The sequence below is a fragment of the Actinoplanes sp. NPDC048796 genome, from assembly GCF_040650035.1.
GTDB lineage: Bacteria > Actinomycetota > Actinomycetes > Mycobacteriales > Micromonosporaceae > Actinoplanes.
In genome coordinates this window covers 85,157-109,122 of record NZ_JBEZGO010000006.1, presented here as the reverse complement: position 1 = coordinate 109,122, position 23,966 = coordinate 85,157, and the positions used below count along the sequence as shown (strand labels likewise).

At 71.3% G+C, this 23,966-nt stretch carries 27 protein-coding genes and 1 pseudogene; 11 read left to right on the top strand and 17 right to left on the bottom strand.

Annotation, left to right across the window (positions count from 1 at the left end):
* Positions 1-107: 107 nt before the first annotated feature.
* Positions 108-1,088 carry an aldo/keto reductase gene (locus AB0C26_RS24905; RefSeq protein WP_360251948.1) on the bottom strand — a complete coding sequence of 327 codons (981 nt, stop codon included), beginning with the start codon at positions 1,086-1,088 and terminating at the stop codon, positions 108-110.
* A gap of 79 nt (positions 1,089-1,167) precedes the next feature.
* Here AB0C26_RS24905 and AB0C26_RS24900 point away from each other — a divergent pair, with 79 nt between their 5' ends.
* Genes AB0C26_RS24900 through AB0C26_RS24890 form a run of 3 tightly spaced genes read left to right on the top strand, consistent with a single transcriptional unit; the run spans position 1,168 to position 4,379 of the window.
* Entirely contained in the window at positions 1,168-2,241 is a 1,074-nt protein-coding gene (locus AB0C26_RS24900; protein ID WP_360251945.1) for a LysR family transcriptional regulator, read from the top strand.
* Positions 2,242-2,274: 33 nt separating this feature from the next.
* On the top strand, positions 2,275-3,732 hold the full coding sequence (locus tag AB0C26_RS24895; RefSeq protein ID WP_360251942.1) for a histidine kinase: 1,458 nt from the start codon (positions 2,275-2,277) through the stop codon (positions 3,730-3,732).
* Complete coding sequence (locus tag AB0C26_RS24890) at positions 3,729-4,379, top strand: response regulator transcription factor (protein ID WP_360251939.1); 651 nt, start codon at positions 3,729-3,731, stop codon at positions 4,377-4,379. The genes AB0C26_RS24895 and AB0C26_RS24890 overlap by 4 nt, the downstream gene beginning before the upstream one ends.
* Here AB0C26_RS24890 and AB0C26_RS24885 read toward each other — a convergent pair.
* Together AB0C26_RS24885 and AB0C26_RS24880 are read right to left on the bottom strand one after the other, a co-directional pair.
* Complete coding sequence (locus AB0C26_RS24885) at positions 4,376-5,092, bottom strand: ABC transporter permease (RefSeq protein WP_360251936.1); 717 nt, start codon at positions 5,090-5,092, stop codon at positions 4,376-4,378. The genes AB0C26_RS24890 and AB0C26_RS24885 overlap by 4 nt on opposite strands.
* A 53-nt stretch (positions 5,093-5,145) precedes the next feature.
* Positions 5,146-5,793, bottom strand: a pseudogene (locus AB0C26_RS24880) (ATP-binding cassette domain-containing protein); the annotation flags it as partial.
* Between the two features lie 171 nt (positions 5,794-5,964).
* Here AB0C26_RS24880 and AB0C26_RS24875 point away from each other — a divergent pair.
* The 3 genes from AB0C26_RS24875 to AB0C26_RS24865 are packed head-to-tail and all read left to right on the top strand — an operon-like array spanning position 5,965 to position 9,127.
* Entirely contained in the window at positions 5,965-7,683 is a 1,719-nt protein-coding gene (locus AB0C26_RS24875; RefSeq protein WP_360251933.1) for a twin-arginine translocation signal domain-containing protein, read from the top strand.
* Complete coding sequence (locus tag AB0C26_RS24870; RefSeq protein ID WP_360251930.1) at positions 7,680-8,186, top strand: hypothetical protein; 507 nt, start codon at positions 7,680-7,682, stop codon at positions 8,184-8,186. Before AB0C26_RS24875 ends, AB0C26_RS24870 begins: the two co-directional genes overlap by 4 nt.
* A 23-nt stretch (positions 8,187-8,209) precedes the next feature.
* Complete coding sequence (locus AB0C26_RS24865; protein ID WP_360251927.1) at positions 8,210-9,127, top strand: 5,10-methylenetetrahydrofolate reductase; 918 nt, start codon at positions 8,210-8,212, stop codon at positions 9,125-9,127.
* A gap of 36 nt (positions 9,128-9,163) precedes the next feature.
* Here AB0C26_RS24865 and AB0C26_RS24860 read toward each other — a convergent pair whose 3' ends face one another.
* Positions 9,164-10,009 (bottom strand): aldo/keto reductase, encoded by an 846-nt coding sequence (locus tag AB0C26_RS24860; RefSeq protein ID WP_360251924.1) that lies wholly within the window; start codon positions 10,007-10,009, stop codon positions 9,164-9,166.
* Here AB0C26_RS24860 and AB0C26_RS24855 point away from each other — a divergent pair.
* The gene (locus tag AB0C26_RS24855) at positions 9,912-10,802 is read left to right on the top strand and encodes an NADPH-dependent F420 reductase (protein ID WP_360251921.1); all 891 of its coding nucleotides are present in this window, start codon (positions 9,912-9,914) and stop codon (positions 10,800-10,802) included. The genes AB0C26_RS24860 and AB0C26_RS24855 overlap by 98 nt on opposite strands.
* Positions 10,803-10,817: 15 nt before the next feature.
* Here AB0C26_RS24855 and AB0C26_RS24850 read toward each other — a convergent pair whose 3' ends face one another.
* Positions 10,818-11,192, bottom strand: a complete 375-nt coding sequence (locus AB0C26_RS24850) for a PIN domain-containing protein (RefSeq protein WP_360251918.1) — start codon at positions 11,190-11,192, stop codon at positions 10,818-10,820.
* A gap of 149 nt (positions 11,193-11,341) precedes the next feature.
* Between AB0C26_RS24850 and AB0C26_RS24845 the strand changes: the two genes are divergently transcribed.
* Positions 11,342-11,635, top strand: coding sequence for an MTH1187 family thiamine-binding protein (locus AB0C26_RS24845; protein ID WP_097320239.1), 294 nt, complete (start codon positions 11,342-11,344; stop codon positions 11,633-11,635).
* Positions 11,632-12,309 carry an HAD family hydrolase gene (locus tag AB0C26_RS24840; RefSeq protein ID WP_360251914.1) on the top strand — a complete coding sequence of 226 codons (678 nt, stop codon included), beginning with the start codon at positions 11,632-11,634 and terminating at the stop codon, positions 12,307-12,309. Before AB0C26_RS24845 ends, AB0C26_RS24840 begins: the two co-directional genes overlap by 4 nt.
* Here AB0C26_RS24840 and AB0C26_RS24835 read toward each other — a convergent pair.
* Positions 12,296-13,078, bottom strand: a complete 783-nt coding sequence (locus AB0C26_RS24835; protein ID WP_360251911.1) for an isoprenyl transferase — start codon at positions 13,076-13,078, stop codon at positions 12,296-12,298. The genes AB0C26_RS24840 and AB0C26_RS24835 overlap by 14 nt on opposite strands.
* Positions 13,075-13,863 (bottom strand): DNA repair protein RecO, encoded by a 789-nt coding sequence (gene recO / locus AB0C26_RS24830; protein WP_360251908.1) that lies wholly within the window; start codon positions 13,861-13,863, stop codon positions 13,075-13,077. Before recO ends, AB0C26_RS24835 begins: the two co-directional genes overlap by 4 nt.
* Positions 13,864-13,963: 100 nt before the next feature.
* Here recO and AB0C26_RS24825 point away from each other — a divergent pair, with 100 nt between their 5' ends.
* Entirely contained in the window at positions 13,964-14,749 is a 786-nt protein-coding gene (locus AB0C26_RS24825; protein WP_360251905.1) for a DUF4097 family beta strand repeat-containing protein, read from the top strand.
* Positions 14,750-14,756: 7 nt separating this feature from the next.
* On the top strand, positions 14,757-15,491 hold the full coding sequence (locus AB0C26_RS24820; protein ID WP_360251902.1) for a thioesterase family protein: 735 nt from the start codon (positions 14,757-14,759) through the stop codon (positions 15,489-15,491).
* A 9-nt stretch (positions 15,492-15,500) separates the two neighbouring features.
* Here AB0C26_RS24820 and AB0C26_RS24815 read toward each other — a convergent pair whose 3' ends face one another.
* The 10 genes from AB0C26_RS24815 to AB0C26_RS24770 form a co-directional block, all read right to left on the bottom strand.
* Positions 15,501-16,559, bottom strand: a complete 1,059-nt coding sequence (locus AB0C26_RS24815; protein ID WP_360251899.1) for an acyltransferase — start codon at positions 16,557-16,559, stop codon at positions 15,501-15,503.
* Between the two features lie 83 nt (positions 16,560-16,642).
* Entirely contained in the window at positions 16,643-17,536 is an 894-nt protein-coding gene (gene era / locus AB0C26_RS24810) for a GTPase Era (protein WP_360253131.1), read from the bottom strand.
* A gap of 161 nt (positions 17,537-17,697) precedes the next feature.
* Positions 17,698-17,883, bottom strand: coding sequence for a hypothetical protein (locus AB0C26_RS24805; protein WP_360253186.1), 186 nt, complete (start codon positions 17,881-17,883; stop codon positions 17,698-17,700).
* 12 nt (positions 17,884-17,895) lie between these two features.
* Positions 17,896-18,327 (bottom strand): hypothetical protein, encoded by a 432-nt coding sequence (locus tag AB0C26_RS24800; RefSeq protein ID WP_360251896.1) that lies wholly within the window; start codon positions 18,325-18,327, stop codon positions 17,896-17,898.
* A 441-nt stretch (positions 18,328-18,768) separates the two neighbouring features.
* Positions 18,769-19,116 carry a cytidine deaminase gene (locus AB0C26_RS24795; protein ID WP_360251893.1) on the bottom strand — a complete coding sequence of 116 codons (348 nt, stop codon included), beginning with the start codon at positions 19,114-19,116 and terminating at the stop codon, positions 18,769-18,771.
* Positions 19,109-20,485 (bottom strand): hemolysin family protein, encoded by a 1,377-nt coding sequence (locus AB0C26_RS24790; RefSeq protein WP_360251890.1) that lies wholly within the window; start codon positions 20,483-20,485, stop codon positions 19,109-19,111. Before AB0C26_RS24790 ends, AB0C26_RS24795 begins: the two co-directional genes overlap by 8 nt.
* Positions 20,486-20,491: 6 nt before the next feature.
* A complete protein-coding gene (gene ybeY, locus AB0C26_RS24785) occupies positions 20,492-20,962 on the bottom strand; it encodes an rRNA maturation RNase YbeY (RefSeq protein ID WP_360251887.1) in 471 nt (156 codons plus the stop codon).
* A gap of 22 nt (positions 20,963-20,984) precedes the next feature.
* Complete coding sequence (locus AB0C26_RS24780) at positions 20,985-22,061, bottom strand: PhoH family protein (RefSeq protein ID WP_360251884.1); 1,077 nt, start codon at positions 22,059-22,061, stop codon at positions 20,985-20,987.
* Between the two features lie 145 nt (positions 22,062-22,206).
* Positions 22,207-23,586, bottom strand: a complete 1,380-nt coding sequence (locus AB0C26_RS24775; protein ID WP_360251881.1) for a serine hydrolase domain-containing protein — start codon at positions 23,584-23,586, stop codon at positions 22,207-22,209.
* Positions 23,583-23,936, bottom strand: coding sequence for a histidine triad nucleotide-binding protein (locus tag AB0C26_RS24770; RefSeq protein WP_360251878.1), 354 nt, complete (start codon positions 23,934-23,936; stop codon positions 23,583-23,585). Before AB0C26_RS24770 ends, AB0C26_RS24775 begins: the two co-directional genes overlap by 4 nt.
* Between the last annotated feature and the right edge of the window lie 30 nt (positions 23,937-23,966).

The following is a 23,966-nucleotide window of genomic DNA, read 5'->3' as shown; positions in this document are numbered from 1 at the left end:
AGACGGCTGACCGTCAGCGGGTGCGCACCGTGCCGCGCGCCGGCCGAGACGGGCTGACCGTCAGCGGGCGCGCACCGTGCCGCGCGCCGGCCGGGACGGGCTGACCGTCAGCGGGTGCGCACCGTGCCGTGGGCCGCGAACGACGTGCGGTCGCCCCGCCAGCCCTCCCGGGGCACGGCCGCGTCCAGCGCCGCCAGGTCCGCCTCGGCGAGCCTGATGCCGGCCGCCGCCGCGTTCTCCGCGACCCGCCGCCGGCTGCGGGTGCCGGGGATCGGCACCACGTCCGGGCCGCGGGCCAGCAGCCAGGCCAGGGCGAGCTGCCCGGGCGTGACGCCGTGCGCCGCCGCCACCTCGGCCAGCGCCCTGACGAGAGCGAGGTTGGCCGGCAGGTGCTCCGGGGAGAACCGGGGGTCGGCGCGGCGGAAGTCACCGACCGAGAACGGGCCGGCCGGCAGGGTTCCGGTCAACAGGCCACGACCGAGCGGGCTGTACGGCACCAGCCCGGCGCCGGCCCGGCGGGCCGCCGGCACCACGTCGTCCTCGGCTTCGCGCCAGGCCAGGGACCACTCGAACTGCACGGCGGCGATCGGGTGCACGGCCGCGGCCTGGCCGAGCTGCGCCGGGTCGACCTCGGAGAGGCCGAGATGGCGGACCTTGCCGGCGGCGACGAGGTCGGCCATCGCGCCGACGGTGTCGGCGACCGGCACGTCCGGATCGACCCGGTGCAGGTAGTACAGGTCGATGTGGTCGGTGCCGAGCCGCCGCAGCGACGCCTCGCAGTAGCCGCGAACCTTCTCGGGGCGGCCGTCGAGGCGGGTGCCGTCCTCGCCGCGGACGATGCCGAACTTGGTGGCCAGCACGACCTCGTCGCGACGGCCGGCGATCGCACGGCCGACCAGCGTCTCGTTGTGGCCCCGGCCGTAACTCATCGCCGTGTCGATCAGGGTGATGCCGTGATCGAGGGCGTCCCGGATGACGGCGGCCGACACCTCGTCGTCGGCCGGGCCGTAGGCCTGGGAGAAGCCCATGCAGCCGAGCCCGATCGCGGAGGTGGCCGGGCCGGTGGCCCCGAGCGTCTTCTGTTCCATGCCGACGAGCCTCGGCCGCTCCCGTTGATATGTCCAAGACCCATTGGCGCTGCCATTCATCGCGGCCCAAGATGAATCGATGGAGTTGCGCCAGCTGACCTACTTCGAGGCGGTCGCCCGCTGCGGTGGCTTCACCCGGGCCGCCGAACAGCTGCACGTGGCCCAGTCCGCGGTGTCCGCGCAGATCCGGCTGCTGGAGGCGGAGCTGGGCGCCGAGCTGTTCGCCCGGACGACCCGGCGGGTCGCCCTCACCGAGGCCGGCGAGCTGCTGCTGCGCCGCGTGCGCCGGGCCTTCGGCGAGCTCGACGGCGCCCGGGCCGAGCTGGAGGACCTGGCCGCCGTGCTGACCGGGCGGGTGACGCTCGGCGCGACCGCGGTGCTCGGCGGGTTCGATCTGCCGGAAGCTCTCGCCACGTTCCACCGCCGCTATCCGGGCGTCACGCTGAGCCTGCGCTCCGGCCTGATCGCCGATCTGCTGGCCCGCCTCGACGACGGCACAGCCGACCTGGTGGTCGGCCCGGTCCACGCGGACCTGCCGTCACGCTTCTCGGCCCGCACGATCGCCCACGAGAGCGTGGTCCTGATCGTCCCACCCGGCCACCGCCTGGCCCACGCGCGCGCGACGTCCCCCGCCCGGAAACGCCGGCCCGGCCCGGCCCGCCGGCGCCCCCTCGACGCCGACCTCCCCCGGGAGAACCCGGTCGACCTGAACCCAGAACACCCGGCCGACATCGCCCGCGAGCACCCGATCGACCTGAACCCAGAACACCCGGCCGACATCGCCCGCGAGCACCCGATCGACCTGGACGAGGCGAGCGATGAGCCGTTCGTCTGTCTTCCGGCCGGCAGCGGGCTGCGCGCCATCCTGGACGAGGCGGCACGGGCGGCCGGCTTCACCGCCCGGGTGCCGTTCGAGTCGCACAGCGCGGGCAGCATCCGGGAGCTGGTGGCGGCCGGTCTCGGCGTGGCCCTGCTGGCCCGTGCCGCGGCCGAGACGCCCGGCCCGGCGGTGGCGGTCGTGCCGCTGAGCGAGGCCCCGGCACACCCGCCGATCGGCGTGATCCACCGTCGCGACCGCCGTCTCGGCGCCGCCTCACGAGCCTGCCGCCGCCGGCTGATCGAGTTCGCCGGGAGCTCTGACTTTCGGCAGTAGTGGGCTGTGGAGGTCCGCCGATAGCCTGATTCGATGCTCGAGCGGGACGTGCTTCTCGGCGTGGTGCTGGCCGCGCCCGTGGTGGCCCATCAGGCTGCGCGGGGCAGCGTGGCCGGCTGTGTGGCGGCTCTCGTGACGGCGGTCGCGGCGACGGTGAGCGCGCGCCGATGGCCGCTCGTGGGGTGGCTCGTCGTCATGCTCGCGACCATCGTGGACGGGAACTTCTCGTTCGGGATCCCGGTGCTGAGCTACCTGGTGGGGTTGCGGACGGAGCGGATCCGGCCGGTCGCCGCCGCGTTCGCGGCGATCGCGGCCGGGGGCACCGCGCTCAATCTCGGCGTGCTCGGCGTCGGGCCGGCCGACTGGTTCGAGCTGACCATGTTCCTTCTGCTGCTCGGCGTCTTCCCCTGGCTCGCCGGTCGCTATCAGGCGCAGCGCCGGCGTCTGGAGTCGGCCGGCTGGGAGCGGGCCGCGCGGCTGGAGTCGGAGCGGCGCATGGTGGTGCTGCGCGAACGGTCGCACCTGGCCCGGGAGATGCACGACTCGCTCGGGCACGAGCTTGCGCTGATCGCCCTCGGCGCGGGCGCCCTGGAGACCAGCCCGGACCTGCCGGAGGAGAAGCGGGCGGCCGCCACGAGGATCCGCGAGTCAGCGGCCGCCGCCACCGACCAGCTCCGCGAGATCATCGGGGTGCTGCGGGAGGCGAACGAGGCCGCCCCGCTCGAACCGGCCGACGGGCGCGTCGAGGCCCTGGCCGACCGCGCTCGAACGGCCGGCATCGACGTGACGGTGGAGCGCACCGGCGCCGGCGCGCCGCCCACTGTGGAGCGCACCGCCTGCCGCGTCGTGCGGGAGGCCCTCACCAACGCGAGCCGCCACGCGCCCGGCGCCCCGGTCACCGTCGGCTTGAGGCACGCTCCGGCCGCCACCACCGTCACGGTCGTCAACGCGCCCACCGGCAATCCCCCGAGCCGCGCGGCAGCCAAGAGCGCCGGGAACGCCGGGAACGCCGGGGGCGCCGGGGGCGCCGGGGGCGCCGGGATCGTGGGGCTGCGTGAACGCGTACGCCTGGCCGGCGGGACCCTGACCGCCGGGCCGAGCCCGGACGGGGGTTTCCGGTTGGAGGCGGTCATCCCCCATCGGGCGGCGCCGGCCCCCGAGGCGACCGAGATGGTGCACGCGCGGCGGCAGGTGCGGCGCAGCCTGGCCGCCGCGATCGTGACTCCGGCCGCGCTGGCCCTGGTCACGTCGATCGCCTACTACTCTTTCGCGTCCGGGGGCTCGGTGCTCGACGAGGACATTTTCGAACGGATCGCCATCGGCACCCCGCACGCCGAGCTGGCGGCGGTGCTGCCCGGCCGGCAGGCGTGGACGCGCGACGCGGAGTCCTCCTGCGAGTACTACAGCGACGGCAGTTTCCCCTTGGCCGGCGCCGCCTACCGGCTCTGTTTCACCGACGGCCGGCTGACCCGGAAGGACAGGCTGGCATGACGATCCCTGTGCTGATCGCCGACGACGAGGCGATGATCCGGGCCGGCATCCGCGCCATCCTCGCCAACGACCCCGAGATCGACGTGGTCGGCGAGGCCGGTGACGGCGCCGCGGCGGTCGAGGCCGTCCGCCGGCATCGGCCGGCGGTCGTGCTCATGGACATCCGCATGCCTCGGCTGGACGGGCTGGCCGCCACCGCCGAGATCCGCCGGCTGGCCCCGGAGACCGGGGTGGTCGTGCTGACGACGTTCGGCGAGGACGAGTACATCGTCAAGGCCGTCGCCGCCGGCGCCGCCGGCTTTCTGCTCAAGGCGGGTGATCCGCGGGAGCTGACCGCTGGCGTACGGGCCGTGGCCGCCGGCGCCGCGTACCTGTCGCCCCGGGTCGCCCATCGGGTGATCACCGAGCTGGCCGGCCCGCGCCTGCATGCCGGCGCGGCCGCCCGGGACCGGGTGGACGGCCTGACCGACCGTGAGCGCGAGGTGCTGGCGCTGGTCGGCGCAGGCCTGTCCAATGCGGAGATCGCCCGCCGCCTGTTCCTGGTCGAGGGCACCGTGAAGGCGTACGTGAGCAGCCTGCTCAGCCGTCTCGGCGTCCGCAACCGGGTCCAGGCGGCGATCCTGGCCTACGAGGCGGGTCTGGTCTAGGCGTCGCGCCGCTTCATCGTCCGCCATCCCGCGAGGACGGCGAGCAGAGTCCACCCCATCAAGATCAAAAGACCTCCCGCTGGGGGGTACGGGTCGGAGTCGCCGGCCAGGAAATGATTTCCCGCGACACCCGGGAACGCATCCGCGATGCCGTTCAAAACGGAGATGTCGGGAATCTGTAGCAGCGGCGGGATCACGACGATCGCCATGAGCAGCACGACGAGGGTGACGACCGGCCCTCGCAACGCCGCACCCAGCCCGGTGGCGAGCGCACCCAGCAGCACAAGATAAATCCCGATTTTGACGGCAGAGACCGCGATATCGGACGAGTCGTCCAGGATCCCGGCGGCGATCACCCCGCCGAGCAGCCCGGCCACGACACCGGCGACGAGCGTGACCCCCGCGACGACAACGATCTTGGCGGACAGAAGGCGCCCCCGCGACGGAATCCAGCTCAGCGTCGCCCGGATCGTCCCCGCCGAATACTCGCCCGTCATCACCAGCATGGCCAGCGCCACGAACGCCAACTGCGCGATCGCCACGGAGAGCACCGCCACGTCCCCGGCCGACGAGGCGTCGATGTCACCGTTGGTCACATACAGGGCATTCTGCCCCGCCGCCGCCGCCATCAGCACGAACGCCGCCAGCAGCGCCCACCAGATCGTCCGCGTCGTCCACAGCTTCGTCCACTCCGAGCCGATCGCCGCCCTCATGCCGCGCTCTCCGTCAGCTCGTAGTACGCGTCCTCCAGCGACCCGTGCCCGTCCAGCAGCTCGTCCATCGGCGCGTCGGCCAGCAGCCGCCCCTTGCCGATCACCACGAGGTGCGACGCCGTCAGCTGCATCTCGGTCAGCAGGTGGCTCGACACGAAGACCGTCCGCCCCTCGGCCGCCAGATCGCGCAGCAGCCGCCGGATCCAGCGCACCCCGTCCGGGTCGAGCCCGTTGACCGGCTCGTCCAGGATCAGCACCGGCGGGTCGCCGAGCAGCGCCCCCGCGAGCCCGAGCCGCTGCCCCATGCCGAGCGAGTATGTGCCGAACCGCTTCCGGGCCGCGTCGCCGAGCCCGGCCGTCTCCAGCACCTCGTCGACCCGCCGGGCCGGGATGGCGTTGCTGCGCGCCATGGCCAGCAGATGGTTGCGGCCGGTCCGCCCCGGATGCGCGGCCTTCGCCTCCAGCACCGCGCCCACCTCCCGCAGGGGCCACCGGTACTCGGCGTAGGGCCGGCCGTTGACCAGCGCGCGCCCCGAGGTGGGCCGGTCCAGGCCGAGCACCATGCGCATCGTGGTCGACTTGCCGGCCCCGTTCGGCCCGAGGAATCCCGTGACCCGGCCCGGCCGCACCTCGAGGTCGAGACCGTCGACGGCGCGCGTCCGCCCGTACCTTTTGGTCAGTTCTTGCAGGGTTATCGCCATGGCCCGAACGCTAGGAGCCCGGGTGGGCCCGGCGCCCGACACCAAGGGCAGCGATCGACCTTACGAAAGTAATTTCCCCGCACGTCACTAGATCGACAACGGGTGTTGGCGTGATCCAGCGAACGTGTGCCGTGAAGAGCATGTGTCGATCCCCGACTGGGAGAACTCGTTATGGGTCACGGCCACGACCACGATCACGATCACACGCACGAGAGCGCCGGCGGCGACGTCTCCCCCGCTCTCGACCTGAGCATCCCGGACAGCGAGCTCTCGCCCTCCGACGTCTCCCGGCGCGGTTTCCTGCGCGGCGCGGGCCTGCTCGGCGCCGGCGCCGCCGCCTCCGTGCTCGCCGTCCCGTCGGCCGCCCAGGCCGCCGGCCTGCCGCACTCGCACGGCCCGGTCGGTGGCGGGTCGGACAAGGGCGGGTTCCGCTGGCTCGCCGGCGACCACCACATCCACACGCAGTACAGCTCGGACGCCCAGTACCGGGTGATCGACCAGGCCCGTCACGGCCGCGCGTTCGGCCTCGACTGGGTCGTCATCACCGACCACGGCAGCGTCGCGCACGCCAAGATCGGCGTGGAGAAGGTCAACCCGGACATCCGGAAGACCCGCGAGGAGTACAAGGACCTCCTGACCTTCCAGGGTCTGGAGTGGAACATCCCGGCCGCCGAGCACGCGACCGTCTTCGTGACCCCGAGCCGGAACGAGGTCGAGGTTCTCAAGCAGTTCGAGAACAACTACGACGGCAACCTGCTGCCGGCCACCAACACGACCGCGCAGAACGAGGCGGCCGCGATCGCCGGCATCAAGTTCCTCGGCTCGCAGGTCCGCGCCCGCAAGATCGACGGCGCGCTGTTCCTGGCCAACCACCCGGCCCGTCGTGGCATCGACTCGCCGCACGAGATCCGCAACTGGCGCGACGCCGACCCGTCGGTGGCGGTCGGCTTCGAGGGCGCGCCCGGCCACCAGGCCGCCGGCATCCCGGCCCCCAACGGCCGCGGCGGCGCCCGGGGCTACTACGACAACAACCCGTCGGCCGCGTCGTTCCCGGGTTACCCGCTGGAGAGCTACCGGACGTGGGGCGGCTTCGACTGGATGACCGCCACCGTCGGCGGCCTGTGGGACAGCCTGCTCGCCGAGGGCAAGGCGTGGTGGATCACCGTCAACTCGGACTCGCACGTCAACTACCTGGACCAGTCGGACCGGGGACCGGACAGCAACTTCGACGTCAACGGCAAGTACAACGACCCGGTCTACACCGGTAAGACGCTGACCACGGCCGGCGACTTCTGGCCGGGCTTCTACGGCCGTACGAACGTGGGCGCCACCTCGTTCGGCTACAAGGCGGTCATGGACGGCCTGCGCGCCGGCCGCGTCTGGGTCGACCACGGCCGGCTGATCAAGGGCCTGGACGCCCGGGTCCGTACGTCCGGCGACCGCCGCCCGTTCACCGGCACCCCGCTCGGCGGCGTGCACCAGGTCAGGCGGGGCACCAGCACCGAGCTGACCCTCGAGATCGACCTGCAGGACGTGCCGAACTGGGCGCAGTTCGTGCCGGTCCTCAAGCGGGTCGACGTCATCGTCGGCACCATCACCGGCCCGGTGAAGGACCGGGACACGTTCCAGGCCCCCGACACCAAGGTGGTCAAGTCCTTCGAGATCAACGCGGGCGCCAAGAAGGCGTCGCTGACGTTCTCGCTGGGCCGCCTGGACAAGCCTTTCTACGTACGGGTCCGCGGCACCGACGGCAAGCGCACGCAGCCCGGCCTGCTCGGCGCGACGGTCGACCCGTTCGGCCCCAAGCTCGACGTCTCGGGCGACGCCGACCCGTGGGGTGACCTGTGGTTCTACACGAACCCGATCTTCGTCCTGCCGTCGGGCCGGTGACCTTGTACCGCTCGGTGTCCACGTCGGCGGTGTCCACGTCGGCGGTGTCCGGGGTCAGCCTCGGCCACCGCACGACGGCGGAAGCCGATCACTGGATCCTGTCGCTGGACCCGGCACCGTCGCTGGCCTGCACGCATCTGGTGCAGAGCCCGTTCCCGCACGTGGCGATCAGTGTGACCGGAGCGTTCGAGACCGCTCCGGAGCTTCAGGAGGCAGCTGACGCCGCTGTGTCCGGAAAATTCGGGCGAGCCGTGATTTTCCGCGGCTCAGCCGAACTGACCGGCACGCTGACGGTGGCCGAAGTGCTCAAGATCAGCGCTATCGAACGGGTCGAGATCCTGGGCTCCGGCCCGGCCGACGATGCCGACATCGTGGACACCCGGGATTTCGTACGGCCGCAATTCCGCAGTGGCGATCTTGTGCTGACCACGACACCGGCCGCCGGCGGGGTGCTCGTCCCGTTCGAAACGCGGGAACCGACCCCCTGCTGCGCCGACCACTGACCAGCACTTTCTACGCTTGTCGGATGTCTTTGCAGTCCAAGCTCGAGCAGGCCACGGGCGGGGTGATGCTTTTCGGCGTCACCCCGCCCCGCCGCAGCGCCACACCGGAGAAGGTCCAGGAGATCGCCGAGGTCACCGTGAAGCGGCTGGCCGGCCTCGATCTTGACGGCCTCATCCTGTACGACATCGACGACGAGTCGGACCGGAACCCGGACGAGCGCCCGTTCCCCTACCTGCCGACCATGGACCCCGCGGTCTTCTACACCTCGTTTCTGGGCGCCTGGGAGAAGCCGGCGATCATCTACCGCTGTGTCGGCAAGTACGCGCCGGACGATCTGAGTGCCTGGATGGCCTCGGCCGACGCCAACGTGCTCAGCGTCTTCGTCGGAGCGTCGTCGGGCGACAAAGAGGTACGCACGACGCTGCGCCAGGCCCAGGAGCTGCGCACCGCCGTACGGCCGAACCTGCCCCTGGGCTCCGTGGTGATCGGCGAACGGCACGCCCGCAACGGCGACGAGCACCACCGCATGATCGCCAAGCAGCGCCGCGGCAGCACCTTCTTCGTCACCCAGGTCATCTACGACCTGAACGAGACGAAGAACCTGCTCACCGACTACTTCTTCGAGTGCCGCGCGCTCGGCCTGACGCCGCGCCCGGTGATCTTCACGCTGTCCCTGTGCGGCTCGGAGAAGACCCTCGAGTTCCTCAAGTGGCTGGGCGTCGACGTACCCCGCTGGCTCTCCACGACACTGAGCCACTCCGCCGACCCACTGGCCGACTCGTACCGCGAGACCCTGGCCATAGCCCGCGACCTGCACGGCTTCTGCACCCGCCTGGGCATGCCCTTCGGCTTCCACGTCGAAAGCGTCTCCATCCGCCGAGCCGAAATCGAGGCCGCCACCGACCTGGCCGCCGAGGTGGCCACCCTTCTGCGCGGCTGACCCGCCCGAGCCCGGCGGCGCCGGCCATTGATGGACTCAGAGCGCCGCCAGCTCGTCCGCCGTCAACCGGACGGCGCCGGCGGCGATGTTCTCGCGCAGGTGCCGCGGGTCGCCCGTACCGGGAATAGCCAAGACGTTGGGTCCTTGATGGAGCGTCCAGGCAAGCCGGATCTGATGCGGTGTCACCCCGTGCGTGCGCGCGATCCGCCGTACGGCCTCGTCGTGGTCGTCGCTCGCGCCGTCCTCGCGGCGCGGCCCGGCAATGGCGAAGAAAGGCACGAAGGCGATGCCCCGCGCGGCCAGCGCCGGCACCAGGTCGTCGTCGCGCCGCAGGTCAACGGCGTAACTATTCTGCACGCAGACCACGGGCGCGATCGCGGAAGCCTCGTCGACCTGGTCGAGCGTCGCGTTCGACAGCCCGAGGTCGCGGATCAGCCCTTCGGCGCGCAGATCGGCCAGCACCCGGAACCGTTCCGCGAGCGAACCGCCGCGCCCGGTCAGGCGCAGATTGACCAGGTCGAGCCGTTCGACACCGAGCCGCCGCAGGTTCTCATGGACGTGAGCGCGCAGGTCGTCGGCCGTCTCCGCCCACGGCCCGACCTTGGTCGCCAGAACCAGTTCCCGGGGGTACGGATGAAGTGCTTTTCGGATCAACTCGGTGGCGTAGCGCGGAGCCCCTTCACCGACGTCGAGAACACCACCGGGCGAAACGTAGAAGGCGGCAGTGTCGATGTGGTCGACCCCCAGCTCGACCGCCGCCCGCACCACCTTGATCGCCACCGAGGTGTCCGCCCGCGGGGTGAGCCGCATCGACCCGAAACCCAGCCGGTTGACGACCCTGTCCCCGAGTTTCCCCACGCCCGCGGCGTCCGCTCTGATCACTGCGAAAACGCTAGCCGCGCGGGCCCCACACGCACTCCCCTCATCGTCCGATACCGATTTCCCCTGCTCACTGCTACTTTTTCAGGGTCGGAATCAAACACACCGGCCGTCGGTTGTCGCGACTATGACGACTATCGGATTCATCGGCAGCGGCTACATCGGCAGCGCCGTGGCGCGGCTGGCCGTCGCGGCCGGCTACGACGTCGTGGTGAGTAATTCCCGCGGCCCCGAGACGCTGAAGTCCCTCGTCGACGAGCTGGGCCCGAGTGCCCGCGCCGCCACCGCGGTCGAGGCCGCCACGGCCGGCGACATCGTCGTGGTGAGCGTCCCGTTCAAGGCCCACACTCAGCTCCCGGTGGCCGAGCTGGCCGGCAAGGTAGTGCTCGACACGAACAACTACTACCCGCAGCGCGACGGCAACTTCGAGGCCCTTGACTCGAAGCAGACCACCAGCGCCCAGATCGAGCAGGAGCATCTGGCCGGCGCGAAGGTGGTCAAGGTCTTCAACAACATCAACTTCAAGCACCTGGCCTCCCTGGCCCGCCCGGCCGGCTCCCCGGAGCGTTCGGCCCTGCCCATCGCCGGCGACGACGACCCGGCCAAGAAGACCACCACCGAGTTCCTCAACGCCCTCGGGTACGACGCGGTCGACATCGGCCCCCTCTCCGAGTCGTGGCGCCAGGAACCGGGCCAGCCCGTCTACGGCCCGCCCTACGGCGCCTTCGAGGACCCCACCGGCACCCCAGCCGGCGCCGCCACCATCCGCGACGCCATAGCCGCCGCCCAGCGCTGACAGCGGCCGGCTGCCTCAGTCGACCGACCCGCGCCGAGCAACCCAGAACGTCTCCTGGCCAGTGACTTCGGCGATCTGGTGAAAGTCCGCGTCGTAGTGGAGGAGCACCATGCCGTGCTCCTCCGCCGCCGCGGCGGCCAACAGGTCGACCGGACCGGCCGATCGATGACTGCTGCCGTCGGTGAGTAACCGCTGCACCAACCTCGCCCGTGTCCACACACGCTCCGGCATGACAATCCATCGATAGGATTGCTGCAGCTCGGCTTCCAGTTCGTCGCGATGGGCCCGGGAGTGAGCGCCATGGAGGATTTCGAGCTCGGTGATCTCGCAATCCGCGAAGAGCCCGTGCCTCTCGATCCGGCCCATCAACGCCCCCATGGTTCCGCTCACCTCCTTCGCAATATAGCTTTACGATCTCGTGCCTAGCGGGCATACGACTAGGGTAGTCATGAGACATCGAAGCGCCAATGGGCCGGCGGCTTTGAATTCGAACAGGGGTTCGGTGTGATGCAGGCGGGGTGGGCTGAGACGATGGTGGGGTGCTTGTTGCCTTTTCTGTGACGCCGATCGGCGTGGGTGAGTCCGTGGGTGACCTGGTCGCCGAAGCCGTGCGGGTCGTGCGGGCCTCGGGGCTGCCGAACCGGACCGATGCCATGTTCACCACCATCGAGGGTGAGTGGGACGAGTGCATGGCCGTGGTCAAGCAGGCCGTCGAGGCCGTCGGGGCCAAGGGCGGCCGGGTCAGCCTGTCGCTCAAGGCCGACATCCGGCCCGGCGTGACCGACGGCCTGACCTCCAAGGTGGCCTACATCGAGAAGGTTCTGTCCGAGTGAAGCGCCTCGTCATGTGGGACATCGACTACACGCTGCTGCGCGGCGGCGGGGTGGCCGCCACTGCCTGGAAGGCCGCCTTCACCGAGCTCACCGGCGTTCCGTGGCGGGAGACGCCGATCTTCGGTGGGCGCACCGACATGGACATCTGCGCCGAGGTCTTCGCCACTCACGGGGTCACCGACTGCACGCCCGAGCGGTTCTTCCTGCGCTATGTCGAGAACGTCCAGAACACGAAGCATCTCTTCGCGGTGCAGGGTGAGCTGATGCCCGGCGTACGGGAGGTCCTGGCCCGTCTCGAGGAGCGGCCCGGCGTCGTGCAGACGCTGGTCACCGGCAACGTTCCCGAGGTCGCGCGGGCCAAGGTGGCCGCCTTCGAGCTGAGCGCGGCCTTCGACGACGAGGTCGGCGGTTACGGCACCGACGACTCCGTGCGGGCCACCCTGGTGCGGCGAAGCCTGGAGCGGGCCGAGGCCAAGTACGGCGAGCGTTTCCGGGCCGTGGTCATCGGCGACACCGTCAACGACGTCACGGCCGCGCTGGCCAACGGCGCTTTCGCCGTGGCCGTGGCCACCGGCTCCACCCCGGCCGCCGAGCTGGTCGCGGCCGGCGCCCACGCCGTACTGCCGGATCTCTCCGACGTGGACGCCACCGTGGAGCTTCTTACGTCGGGCTGACCGGGTTGGGCAGGGCGCCACCGAAGCGGCGGTCGCGGCTGGCGTACAGCTCGCACGCGTACCAGAGGTGGCGCCGGTCGAAGTCGGGCCAGAGGGTGTCGAGGTAGACCATCTCGGCGTACGCCGACTGCCAGAGCAGGAAGTTCGACGTGCGCTGCTCGCCCGACGGGCGCAGGAAGAGGTCGACCTCGGGCACCTCGGGGTGGTAAAGGTATTTCCCGATCGTCTTCTCGTTCACCTTGTCCGGATCGAGCCGGCCCGCCGCCACGTCGCGGGCGATCGCGGCCGCCGCGTCGGCGATCTCGGCCTGGCCGCCGTAGTTCACGCAGAACTGCAGGGTGAGCGTCTTGTTCTTCTTCGACATCTCCTGCGCCGTCTCCAGCTCGGAGATCACGCTTTTCCAGAGCCGGCCCCGGCGGCCCGACCACACGACGCGGACGCCGAGGTCGACCAGCTGGTCACGGCGGCGGCGGATCACGTCGCGGTTGAAGCCCATCAGGAAGCGCACCTCCTCGGGCGAGCGCTTCCAGTTCTCGGTCGAGAAGGCGTACGCCGAAAGGTAGGGGATGCCGAGCTCGATGGCGCCCTCGATGGTGTCGAACAGCGAGTACTCACCCTGCTCGTGGCCCTTGGTGCGGGACAGTCCGCGCTCCTTGGCCCAGCGGCCGTTGCCGTCCATGACGATCGCGACGTGCTTGGGCAGCGCCGCCTTGGGCAGCGCGGGCGGCGTCACGCCGGAGATGTGCGGGGTGGGTGGACGCGGCGTCATGCGGTGGGACTCTCCCGTCGATCGACCAGCGGGAGCGAGCGCAGCGCCCGCTCCATGTGCCATTGCAGGTGGGCGGCGACCAGGCCGCTGCACTCGCGGCGCACACCGGCCTCGGCGGCGTCCGCGATGGTCCAGTCGCCGACCGTCAGGGCGGACATCAGCCCCAATGTGGCCGGACTCGGGTGGGCGGCGCCGGGCGGACGGCAATCGGGGCAGACCGCTCCGCCCGCGGGGACGGAGAACGCCGCGTGCTGCCCGGGCGTACCGCAGACCGCGCACTCGGCCACGGCCGGCGCCCAGCCCGCCACGGCCATGCCGCGCAGCAGGTAGGCGTCGAGGACCAGACTGCCCGCGTGCTCGCCGACGGCCAGCGCCTTGAGCGCGCCGAGCGTGAGCTGGAACAGGCGCAGCGACGGCTCGCGCTCGACCGGGGTGAGCCGCTCCGCCGTCTCGGCGATCGCGCTGGCCGCCGTGTAACGCGGGTAGTCGCCCAGGAACTGTTTGCCGTAGAGCGCGACCGCCTCGACCTGGCTCACCGAGTGCAGCGCGCTGCCCACGCCCTCGGGCGAGCCGGCGAGCTGAAGGTCGATGTGACCGAACGGCTCGAGCCGCGCCCCGAACCGCGACGTCGTGCGCCGCACGCCCCGGGCGACCGCGCGCAGGCGGCCGTGCCGGCGGGTCAGCAGCGTGATGATCCGGTCGCTCTCGCCCAGTTTCTGCACACGCAGGACCACCGCGTCGTCGCGGTAGAGGTGGCGGCGATATCCGGTGGGCACGACAGCCATTCTGCCCGGTGGGTACGACAGACCCTGACCCGGATCTCAGGGTCATCTCCGGGAGGGCTCCGATGGTGCCACCGGGTCACCGGGCCATAGCGTCACCATCATGACCACCACCTGGGCCCGGCGCACCGGGATCCTCGTCCTCATCGGCGCAGCTACGGCCGCCCTGACCGCGTGCGGCGGGGTCGTCGGGGCCACCCTGACCTACAACGACGTCGAAAAGGCGAAGATCACCGAGATCCGCCTGTCCGGTGGTGCCGGGGACGTGTCGATCACCACGGGGTCCGTGACCGAGACCACGATCAAGCGCGTGATCCGCAACAGCTCCGACCCGGGCGACTCGTACCGGCTCGACGGTTCGGTCCTGCTGCTCGACACCTCGTGCGGCGCCGACTGCTCGGTGTCGTACGAGGTCGAGGCCCCGGCCGGGGTGACCGTGCGCGGCGACCTGCGCTCCGGTGACGTCAACCTGACCGGCATCGGCGCCACCGACCTCAAGCTGACCTCGGGCGACATCAACGTGCACGAGCCCACGGGACCGGTGCTCATCAGAGCGACCTCGGGTGACGTACGGGTCCTGAACGCCAAGGACAAGGTCACCGTCCAGTCCACCTCGGGCGACGTCAACGTGCTGGACGCGGCGGGCGCGCTCGACCTCAGGATCACCTCGGGCGACATCAACGCCTCGCTGACCACCCCGGCCTCGGTCAAGGCCCAGACCACCAGCGGCGACGTGCAGGTGCGGGTGCCACAGGGCGCGTACAAGATCACCTCGCACACCGGCTCCGGCGACGACGAGATCCAGGGGCTCACGAGCGACCCGGCGGCCAAGAACACGCTCGATCTGCGCACCTCCAGTGGTGACGCGCTGCTGGTCGCGACGCCATGATCGGAGCATGAGCTTCTATCTCCCGCTGGGCGACGACGAGTTCCGGCCCACCAAGGCGACCGAGAGCCCCTGGGACACCGAGATGCAGCACGGTGGCCCGCCGGCCGCCCTGCTGGGCCGGCTGCTCAGCGTCGACGGTCAGCGCCTGGCCCGCATCTCGGTGGACTTCCTGGGACCGATCCCCCGCCGCGACTTCCGGGTCGAGGTGTCCCCTCTCAAGCCGGGCCGCCTCACCACGCTCAACGAGGCGAAACTGACGATTGACGGCCGTACGGCGGTGATCGCGCGCGCCTGGCACATCGCCCCCGGCCCCCAGCCACCCGTGATCACGGAGACCACGACGGCCGACCCGCTGCCGGCCACCGCCGGCGTCTTCTTCCCGGAGAAGCCGGACTGGGGGTACGGCCAGGCCATCGAGTGGCGCGCCACCGACCGGACGCGCATCTGGACCAGGGTCGAACAGCCCCTGATCGACGGCACCGAACTCACCGGCCAGGACCGGGCCCTGATCATCGCCGACTCGGCCAACGGTGTCTCCGCGGTGCTGCCGCTGGACAAGTGGCTGTCCATCCCGCCCACCATGAGCACCGCCCTGCTGCGCGAACCCGTCGGCGAGTGGGTCCACCTGTCCTGCCGAACCGCCCTGAGCGACGACGGTCTGGGCTTGTGCACGGGCGAGCTGTACGACGCCGACGGCGCCATCGGCCAGGTCACCCAGCCCCTGGTGGTCCGCGCCCGCTGAAACCCGCGGTCAGTCGGCCGATCGCGGGGCGGGCCCGGTGACGGCCAGATCGGTGAAGGCGGGCGCCGGCGAGACCGGGACCGCGCGGGGACGGCGGCCCGGGATCAGGGCCGGGCGGCGGCCCGCCGAGCAGTCCTCGACCCAGCCGAGGGCCATCACCACCAGCGCCAGCAGGGCCGTGACCACGATCAGGCGCCACGAGATGCCGACCCAGCCGAAGATCGGCAGGCCGGTCGCGTTGGCCAGCCGCACCACCAGCAGGATCAGCGGCACGTGCCAGAGGTAGACGGTGAGGGCCCGGGCGTTGAGCACGGTGAGCACCCGCCACGACGGGATGCGCGGGTTCACACTGAGCGCGATCAGGATGAACGCGGTCGACCAGAGCGCGTTGGCCAGCGGGATGTCGTTGAGGTCGAGCCCGCGCGGCCCCGGGTGGGTCAGCGCCCAGGCCGCGCCGGCGGCGCCCAGCACGCCGGCCAGCCACCACCGGTGCCGGTGGAGCAGGCCGTCACGGGACAGCAGGCCGTCGTGGTGGGCGAAGCCCAGGAGCCACGCACTGCCGTACAAGCAAAGGTCCCGCACGATCGCCGGCGGCGTCAGCCCGGCGAAAGTGATCACCGCCAGCCCCAGGTAGGGAGCGATGATCGTGGGAAGCGGAAAGCGCCGGAACAGCGGCAGGGCGAGCGGTGACAGCAGCACGAACCACAGGAAGTCCCGCAGGTACCACATCGCGGCCAGGCCCTCGAGCCAGAAGCCGGTGGCCGGCGGGTCCTCGACCGGGAAGGCCCAGAGCAGCACCTTCCAGTCCCAGGCCATCCCGCCGATCAGCATGAACGGGACGGCGACGCCCACCAGCACCCAGAGCGCGGGCAGCAGGCGCTGCAGCCGCCGCTCGACCGCCCAGGGGCCGTAACGGTCCAGGGAGGCCGCCATCATGCTCCCGGCCAGGGCGAACATGACCGACATGGCCGGGAAGACGATCGTCAGGGCCGCCCAGCCGCTGGAGTGGTAGATCACCACCCGGACGGTTGCCACGGCACGCAAAAGATCCAGGTACCGATTCCGCATAGGGCATGTTGTTACCCAATTCCGGACCAGAGCCGCAAATCAGCGTGAGTTATCCCATAATCGAAAGATTGTCCTATTTAAGATCAAAAACCGAGCTTTCGGAGCTGGCGCGGATCCCGCTGCCACTCCTTCGCCACCCGCACATGAAGATCGAGGTAGACCCGGGTGCCGAGCAGATTCTCGATTTCCGTACGGGCCTGACTGCCGACGTCCTTGAGGCGGGTTCCCCGCGAGCCGATGACGATCGACTTCTGGCTGTCCCGCTCCACGTACAGATCCGCGTAGATCTTGGTGACGCCGTTCTCCACCATCATCTCCTCGACCAGCACGGCGATGGAGTGCGGCAGTTCGTCGCGAACGCCCTCGAGCGCCGCCTCACGGATCAGCTCGGCGATCAGCACCTGCTCCGGCTCATCGGTCAGTACATCGTCCGGGTAGAGCTGCGGCGACTCCGGCAGGTGCTTGACCAGCACGTCCACCAGCGTCTGCACCTGATGCCCGGACACCGCGCTGACCGGCACGACCTCCGCGAAGTCGTACAGCTCACTCACCGCGAGCAGATGCTTGGCCAAGGTGGCCGGATCAACCAGGTCGACCTTGGTCACCACCGCGATGATCGTCGCTTTCAGCTCGGCCATCTCGGCCGAGATGAACCGGTCGCCGCGCCCCACCGGCTCATCGGCCGGGAAGCAGACGCCGATCACGTCGACCTCGCTCCACACCTCGCGCACGAGATCGTTCAGCCGCTCCCCGAGCAGCGTCCGCGGCCGATGCAGACCGGGCGTGTCCACCAGCACGAGCTGCGCGTTCTCCCGGTGCATGATGCCCCGAATGACGTGCCGGGTCGTCTGCGGCTTGTTCGACGTGATAGCGATCTTCTGCCCGATGATCGCGTTCGTCAGCGTGCTCTTGCCGGCATTGGGCCGCCCGACAAAGCACGCGAACCCGGCCCGGTAAACGTCATCGGCCACTTCGATCCGCGACGCTTCCTGATGCCGGTGCCGCTTCTTCCGCGGCTCACGCACATCCTCCCGACGCTCACTCGGAGCGACGATCGCCGGCGCTTCGGAGACACGCGGCGCCAGATTGGCCCCACGAGGCTTCCGCGGCTTCCGGACCTTCGCTTCCCCGCCAAGAGTCACATCGCGCGGCCGCACATCGGCGACCCCAGGCGCACCCGCACCCCGGCGGCCGGCGCCACCCCGCTGCCCAGCCCCGGCTGAACCGCCCACAGGGCCACGCTGACCCGTTGCGCGACGCTGCCCATCGCCGGGCCCATCCACGCCCCGGCCCGCGCCACCGCGCCGCCCCGCATCCGGGCCACCAGCACTCAGGCTCACGCCATCACGCCGCCCCGCATCCGGTCCGTCAGCACCCAGGCTCGCGCCACCGCGCCGCCCCGCATCCGGTCCATCAGCACCCAGGCTCGCGCCACCGCGCCGCCCCGACCCGAGTCCGCCCGAGTCCCGCCCGGAACCGCCACGCTCACCGGCACCGCCACGCTGGCCCGCAGCCGGGCCGGCCGCACTCCGGCTCGAGTCACCGCCCCGCCCCGAACCCAGACCGTCCGCATCCCGGCCGGCAGCGCCACGCTGACCCGCGCTCGAGCCGACCGCACCTCGGCCCACGCCGCCGCCACGCTGGCCCGCGCCCGAGCCGACCGGGCCCCGGCCCACGCCGCCGCCACGCTGGCCCGCGCCCGAGCCGACCAGGCCCCGGCCCACGCCGCCGCCACGTTGACCCGCGCCCGCGCCCGTGCCGGGCGCACCGCCGCCGCGCTGACCGGCGCCGCGATTCGTCCCGGAACCGCCGACTTTGTCCGTCCGACGGGCGGCGCGGCGCTCCTGCCGGCGAAGCTCGTTCCGCTCCCCCGCCGTCAGCCGCCGCTCACCATCGGCCCCGACCCGAGTACCAGCAGCCCCGGACCGCGGGCCATCGGAGCCGGACCGCTTACCGTCAGCCCCGGACCGCGCGCCATCGGATCCGGACCGCTTACCGTCAGCCCCAGACCGCGCGCCATCGGATCCGGAGCGCTTACCGTCAGCCCCGGACCGCGGGCCATCGGAGCCGGACCGCTTACCGTCGGCACCGGAACGCTTGCCCTCCACGGCTCGGCCGCCACCGGTCGGCCGGTTGCCGCCGGTGGAGCGGCTGCTGCGGGGCGATTCTTCGTTCCGGCCGGCCGCGTCCGGGCGCTCGCGTGCGTCGCTCATGCCGTGACCGTGCCGTGGACGGTGCCGGTCGGGTTCGCCACGTGGATCGGGGCCGACGGCGCCAGGTCGCGGACCGCCGCCCGGCCCGCCTCTTCCAGGCCGGCCGCCGAAGTCACCACCGCCGCCGCCTCGATCTTCGTCGCGCCCGAGGCAACTGCCGACGCCACCGCGAGCTGGAGCGCGCTGATCGCCAGGGACGGCAGCGCGACGGTGGCCGCCGCGTACGTACGGCCGTCCTGGTCCCGTACCGCCGCGCCCTCAGCCGCACCCACCCGGGCCCGGGCCGAACGCGCCAGCGTGACCAGTTTGTTGTCCTCGGCGCTCAAAGCGAAAGTGTCAGGCATCCGCGGTTTGTCTTTCCTCGTCCTCGGAGTCGGCAGGCGACTCGGCTCCCTCGTCGTCCGGCTGTTCCGGTTCCACTCGGCGCACCAGCACCGAGTCGATCCGGTTGCGCCGGCCGGTTGTTCCCTCGGCGACCAGGTGCAGGCCGCCCACGTCGACTGTCGCGCCCGGGATGGGCACCCGGCCCAGCGCCTGGGCCAGCAGCCCACCGACCGTCTCGACCTCGTCGGCCGGCAGCTCCACCCCGTAGATCTCGCCGAGATCCTCGATCGGCAGCCGGGCCGTCACCCGCACCGCGCCGTCGGGCAGGTGCTCGACCGGCGGGCGCTCGACGTCGTACTCGTCGGTGATCTCGCCGACGATCTCCTCGAGGATGTCCTCGATCGTGACCAGCCCGGCCGTGCCACCGTACTCGTCCACCACGATCACCAGGTGGGTGCGGGCCGCCTGCATCTCCGACAGCAGGTCGTCGACCGGTTTCGACTCGGGCACGAAGGTCGCCGGGCGCATCAGGTCGGCCACCGCGTCGCCCGTCGAACCCGACTGCGTACGGCGGATCACGTCTTTCAGGTAGAGCAGGCCGAGCACGTCGTCGACGCTCTCGCCGATCACCGGGATGCGCGAGAAGCCGGAGCGCAGGAAGAGGTAGAGCGCCTGCTGGAGGGTCTTCGAGCCCTCGATCCACACCATCTCGGTGCGGGGCACCATCACCTCGCGGGCGATCGTGTCGCCCAGCGTGAAGACCGAGTGGATCATCTCGCGTTCACCGTGCTCGACGACGCCGCGCTGCTCGGCCAGATCGACCAGTTCCCGCAGCTCCACCTGGCTGCCGAACGGTCCCTCGGGGAAGCCCTTGCCCGGCGTCACCGCGTTACCGATGAGGATCAGCAGCGAGGCCAGCGGGTTCAGCACCTTGCCCAGCCACCGCACGAGCGGCGCCGCCGCGCGGCCCACCGCGTACGCGTGCTGGCGCCCCACCGTGCGCGGGGCCACCCCGACCACGACGAAGCTCACCACGGTCATCGTGCCCGCGGTGACCAGGGCCGCCGTCCAGCCGATGCCCCAGCTGTCCACCGCGACCAGCGCGACCAGCGTGGTCGCGGTCAGCTCGCACAGCAGGCGCAGCAGGAGCAGCAGGTTGAGGTGGCGGACGACGTCGGAGGCGACGGCGGCCAGCGCTCCGGCGCCCCGCTCGCCCTCGCGGGCCATCTCGCCCGCGCGGGCCGGCGACACCGAGCCGAGCGCCGCGTCGGCCATCGAGGCGAGGCCGGCCAGCAGCACCAGCAGCACCGCGAAAATGATCAGTTGCAGGTCCGGCAGGCCGGCCGAAGCCTCGGCCGAGCCTGCCGCGAATAGATTGGCGGGGTCCACGGCGCGTCAGCCGGTCTTCCGGCTGGCCCGCCAGCTTTGCAGCAGGCGGTTCTGGAGCCCGAACATCTCGCGCTCCTCCTCCGGCTCCGCGTGGTCGTAACCGAGCAGGTGCAGCGCGCCGTGCACGGTCAGCAGGTGCAGCTCGTCGGCGGCGGAGTGCCCGGCCGCGGCGGCCTGTTTGGCGGCCACCTCGGGGGCCAGCACGATGTCGCCGAGCAGCGCCGGCTCACCCGTGCCGGCCTCGCCGGGCCCGTGGTCGACGCTGCCCTCGTCCATCGGGAAGGCGAGAACGTCGGTGGGCCCGTCACCACCCATCCAGCGATGGTTCAGCTCGGCCATGTATTCGATGTCGACGAGCAGGATCGACAGCTCCGCGAGCGGGTTGACTCCCATCTCGTCGAGCGCGTACCGGGCCACCGCGAGGATCGCGTCGGTGTCGACCTCGACTCCCGACTCGTTGGCGATCTCGATGGACATAGTGGTGCGTTTACCCCTTGAATCAGCGCCGTCGCCCGGACCGGCCGCCGCTGGCGGCCCGTCCCGGCACGGCGTGGACGGATTGAGTTGAGCTCTGTTCCTGCTCGGCGTCGTACCTCGCGTACGCGTCGACGATCTCCGCCACCAGCCGGTGCCGGACCACGTCGGAGCTGGACAGCTCGGCGAAGTGCACGTCCTCGACATTCTGCAGGATCTCGCGCACGACCTTGAGACCACTGGTGGTCCCACCCGGCAGGTCCACCTGCGTGACGTCACCGGTAACGACGATCTTGGCACCGAACCCGAGCCGGGTCAGGAACATCTTCATCTGCTCGGGCGTCGTGTTCTGCGCCTCGTCCAGAATGATGAACGCGTCGTTGAGGGTCCGGCCACGCATGTACGCCAGCGGAGCGACCTCGATCGTGCCCGCGGCCATCAGGCGCGGGATCGCCTCGGGGTCGAGCATGTCGTGCAGGGCGTCGTAGAGCGGGCGCAGGTATGGGTCGATCTTCTCGTTCAGGGTGCCGGGCAGGAAGCCTAGGCGCTCGCCGGCCTCGACGGCCGGGCGGGTCAGGATGAGGCGGCTGACCTGCTTGGCCAGCAGCGCCTGCACGGCCTTGGCCATCGCCAGATACGTCTTACCGGTACCGGCGGGGCCGATGCCGAAGACGATCGTGTTCTCGTCGATGGCGTCGACGTAGCGTTTCTGGCCCAGCGTCTTGGGACGGATGGTCTTGCCGCGGCGGGACAGGATGTTGAGGGTGAGCACCTCGGCCGGGCGCTCGGCGGTCTCGTCCTCCAGCATCGCCGCGGTGCGGCGCACCGAGTCGACCGAGAGCGTCTCGCCTTTCTCGATGAGCTCGATGAGCTCGGAGAAGAGGCGTTCCGCGGTGGCGTTCTCGGCGGGATCACCGGTGATGGTGATCTCGTTGCCGCGGACGTGGACGTCGCTGGCGAGAGTTCGCTCGATGAGCCGCAGGATCTCGTCCTTGGCACCCAGGAGGTTCACCATGATCTTCGGGTCGGCGACCGAGATCTTGGTTTGCACCCGCGCTGAGCTGCTGGAGCCTGCGCTGGAAGGGTTCGGCGTACCGGTCATAGGGCGGCCTGGAAGGCCTCCGCCACCTGCTCTCGTTCTCGGCGTCACCCAAACCTGGGCGGCGTGCTTCGAAGGAAGAGTGCCATCGTATCCGCTCGGCCGCCCGGACGCCGATGCCATTATCGCCGGACGGCCTGCGTCCTTATCAGGAAAAAACCCCGTCGGAAGCCCGGCCTCCGTCGAAGCCCTCCTGAACGCGGGCGAACCGGTAGGTGGCCCAGTGCATCTTGACGACCTCGCCCCCGGCGGAGCGGGTCAGGCGCAGGAGTTCCCCGGCCTCGCGCCCGGAAACCGTCCGGAGCACGTCGGGCTGCCCGGGCAGCGGCTCGAAGATCGCCGGCGGCGTGTCGGCCGGCGACTCGGCCGAGCGGGCCTGCAGGGCCCCGTCGTGCCAGGAGAAGATGAACTGCGAGCCCTCGCCCCACCACGGCCCGAGGATCGAGCGGTACTCGGGCGGGGCCGGCGGCGCCGCGCGCCAGGGCCGGATGTCGGCCGGGTCGAGCTCGACCGCGAGGCGCAGCAGTTCCGGCACCAGGTCGTTGATCTCGCCGGCGGTGCCGGAGGAGCCGAGCACGGCGGCGGCCAGGCCGGCCGGGACGCCGTTGCCGCGACGGCCGTAGGCGCCGGCCAGGAAGCCGGGCATGGCGCCGTCGTGACCGACGTCGACCACGCGCTTGGGATGCGGGATGAGGATGAGCCCGAGGCCCCAGCCGGCGCTCCAGAGCGTCTCGTTCGTGGTGGTGGCCGGGAAGCGCATCTCCTCGAGCGTGGCCGCGGCCAGCACCTTGCCGTCGGGGTCGATGAGCTCGGGGTGGGCCAGGAACGAGGCCCAGGTCGCCATGTCGCTCGCGGTGCTCCAGAGCTGGGCGGCCGGGGCGACCCCGCCGAGGTCGGTCCGCGGTTCGGGCCGGGCGGCGTCGGAGTACGCGTCGACCACGAAGCCGACGGCGGCCTGCGCGGGCGGTTCGAGGGTGGTGGCGGTGAGCCGCAGCGGGTCGAGGATCCGCTCTTGGAGCACGGCCGCCCAGGTGCTGTCGCGCAGCTTGGCCACGAGCTGGCCGAGGACGGCGAAGCCGAGGTTGGAGTAGTGGAAGCGGCGGGCGTTGGGCAGTACCCGCTCGGCCCGGTCGAGTTCGGCGATCAGGCCGGCGTCGTCGGGGGCGGCCAGGGTGTCCCAGACGTCGCCGTACGGTTCGCGCTGGAACCCGGACGTGTGCGAGAGCAGCCGCCGGACGGTGGCGTCGCCGTGCGCCGGCACGTCGAGGTGCTTCGCGATCGGGTCGTCGAGGTCGAGCAGCCCTTCGTCGCGGCACTGGAGCACCAGCACGGCGGTGAACGTCTTGGTGATCGACCCGATCCGGAACCGGGTGTCGGGGGTCAGGGGCCGGCCCGGGGTGCCGGAGTCGCCCACGGTGAAGACCCACGGCTCGCGGTCGGCCCGGTGCAGGGCGACCGACAGGGCGGGCACCCGGCCCTGGGCCTGCGCCTGGCGGGCGGCCCGCTCGTACCGCTCCTCGGCGCTCATCGGGGCGCCAGCATGGGACCGAGCGGCTCGCCGCCGAGAACGTGGCCGTGGACGTGGAACACTTCCTGCCCGGCGTACGCACCTGTGTTGAAGAGCAACCGGAATCCGTCCGTGAGAAGCCCCTCGGCCTCGGCCACCGCGGCGGCCGTGCTCAGCAGATCGGCCGAGACGGCCGGATCCGCCCGCGCGAGGGTGACCACGTCCGGGTGATGGCTTTTCGGGATGACCAGCACGTGCACGGGCGCCTTGGGGTCGATGTCGCGGAAGGCGAGGGTGGTGTCGGTCTCGTGCACGACCGTCGCAGGGATCTCCCCCGCGACGATGCGGCAGAACAGGCAGTCGGTGTCCACCTCGCAGATCTTAAGCTCACTCGCGTGAAC

Excerpts from the sequence above, each read along its gene's own strand:
- AB0C26_RS24775 (WP_360251881.1), bottom strand. The coding sequence starts at position 23,586 with ATGAGCGCCGAGGAGCGGTACGAGCGGGCCGCCCGCCAGGCGCAGGCC.
- AB0C26_RS24815 (WP_360251899.1), bottom strand. The coding sequence starts at position 16,559 with ATGCGGAATCGGTACCTGGATCTTTTGCGTGCCGTGGCAACCGTCCGG.
- AB0C26_RS24820 (WP_360251902.1), top strand. The coding sequence starts at position 14,757 with ATGAGCTTCTATCTCCCGCTGGGCGACGACGAGTTCCGGCCCACCAAG.
- AB0C26_RS24895 (WP_360251942.1), top strand. The coding sequence starts at position 2,275 with ATGCTCGAGCGGGACGTGCTTCTCGGCGTGGTGCTGGCCGCGCCCGTG.
- AB0C26_RS24905 (WP_360251948.1), bottom strand. The coding sequence starts at position 1,088 with ATGGAACAGAAGACGCTCGGGGCCACCGGCCCGGCCACCTCCGCGATC.
- AB0C26_RS24780 (WP_360251884.1), bottom strand. The coding sequence starts at position 22,061 with ATGACCGGTACGCCGAACCCTTCCAGCGCAGGCTCCAGCAGCTCAGCG.
- AB0C26_RS24865 (WP_360251927.1), top strand. The coding sequence starts at position 8,210 with ATGTCTTTGCAGTCCAAGCTCGAGCAGGCCACGGGCGGGGTGATGCTT.
- AB0C26_RS24825 (WP_360251905.1), top strand. The coding sequence starts at position 13,964 with ATGACCACCACCTGGGCCCGGCGCACCGGGATCCTCGTCCTCATCGGC.
- AB0C26_RS24795 (WP_360251893.1), bottom strand. The coding sequence starts at position 19,116 with ATGCCTGACACTTTCGCTTTGAGCGCCGAGGACAACAAACTGGTCACG.
- ybeY (WP_360251887.1), bottom strand. The coding sequence starts at position 20,962 with ATGTCCATCGAGATCGCCAACGAGTCGGGAGTCGAGGTCGACACCGAC.
- AB0C26_RS24835 (WP_360251911.1), bottom strand. The coding sequence starts at position 13,078 with ATGACGCCGCGTCCACCCACCCCGCACATCTCCGGCGTGACGCCGCCC.
- AB0C26_RS24900 (WP_360251945.1), top strand. The coding sequence starts at position 1,168 with ATGGAGTTGCGCCAGCTGACCTACTTCGAGGCGGTCGCCCGCTGCGGT.
- AB0C26_RS24885 (WP_360251936.1), bottom strand. The coding sequence starts at position 5,092 with ATGAGGGCGGCGATCGGCTCGGAGTGGACGAAGCTGTGGACGACGCGG.
- recO (WP_360251908.1), bottom strand. The coding sequence starts at position 13,863 with ATGGCTGTCGTGCCCACCGGATATCGCCGCCACCTCTACCGCGACGAC.
- AB0C26_RS24890 (WP_360251939.1), top strand. The coding sequence starts at position 3,729 with ATGACGATCCCTGTGCTGATCGCCGACGACGAGGCGATGATCCGGGCC.
- AB0C26_RS24875 (WP_360251933.1), top strand. The coding sequence starts at position 5,965 with ATGGGTCACGGCCACGACCACGATCACGATCACACGCACGAGAGCGCC.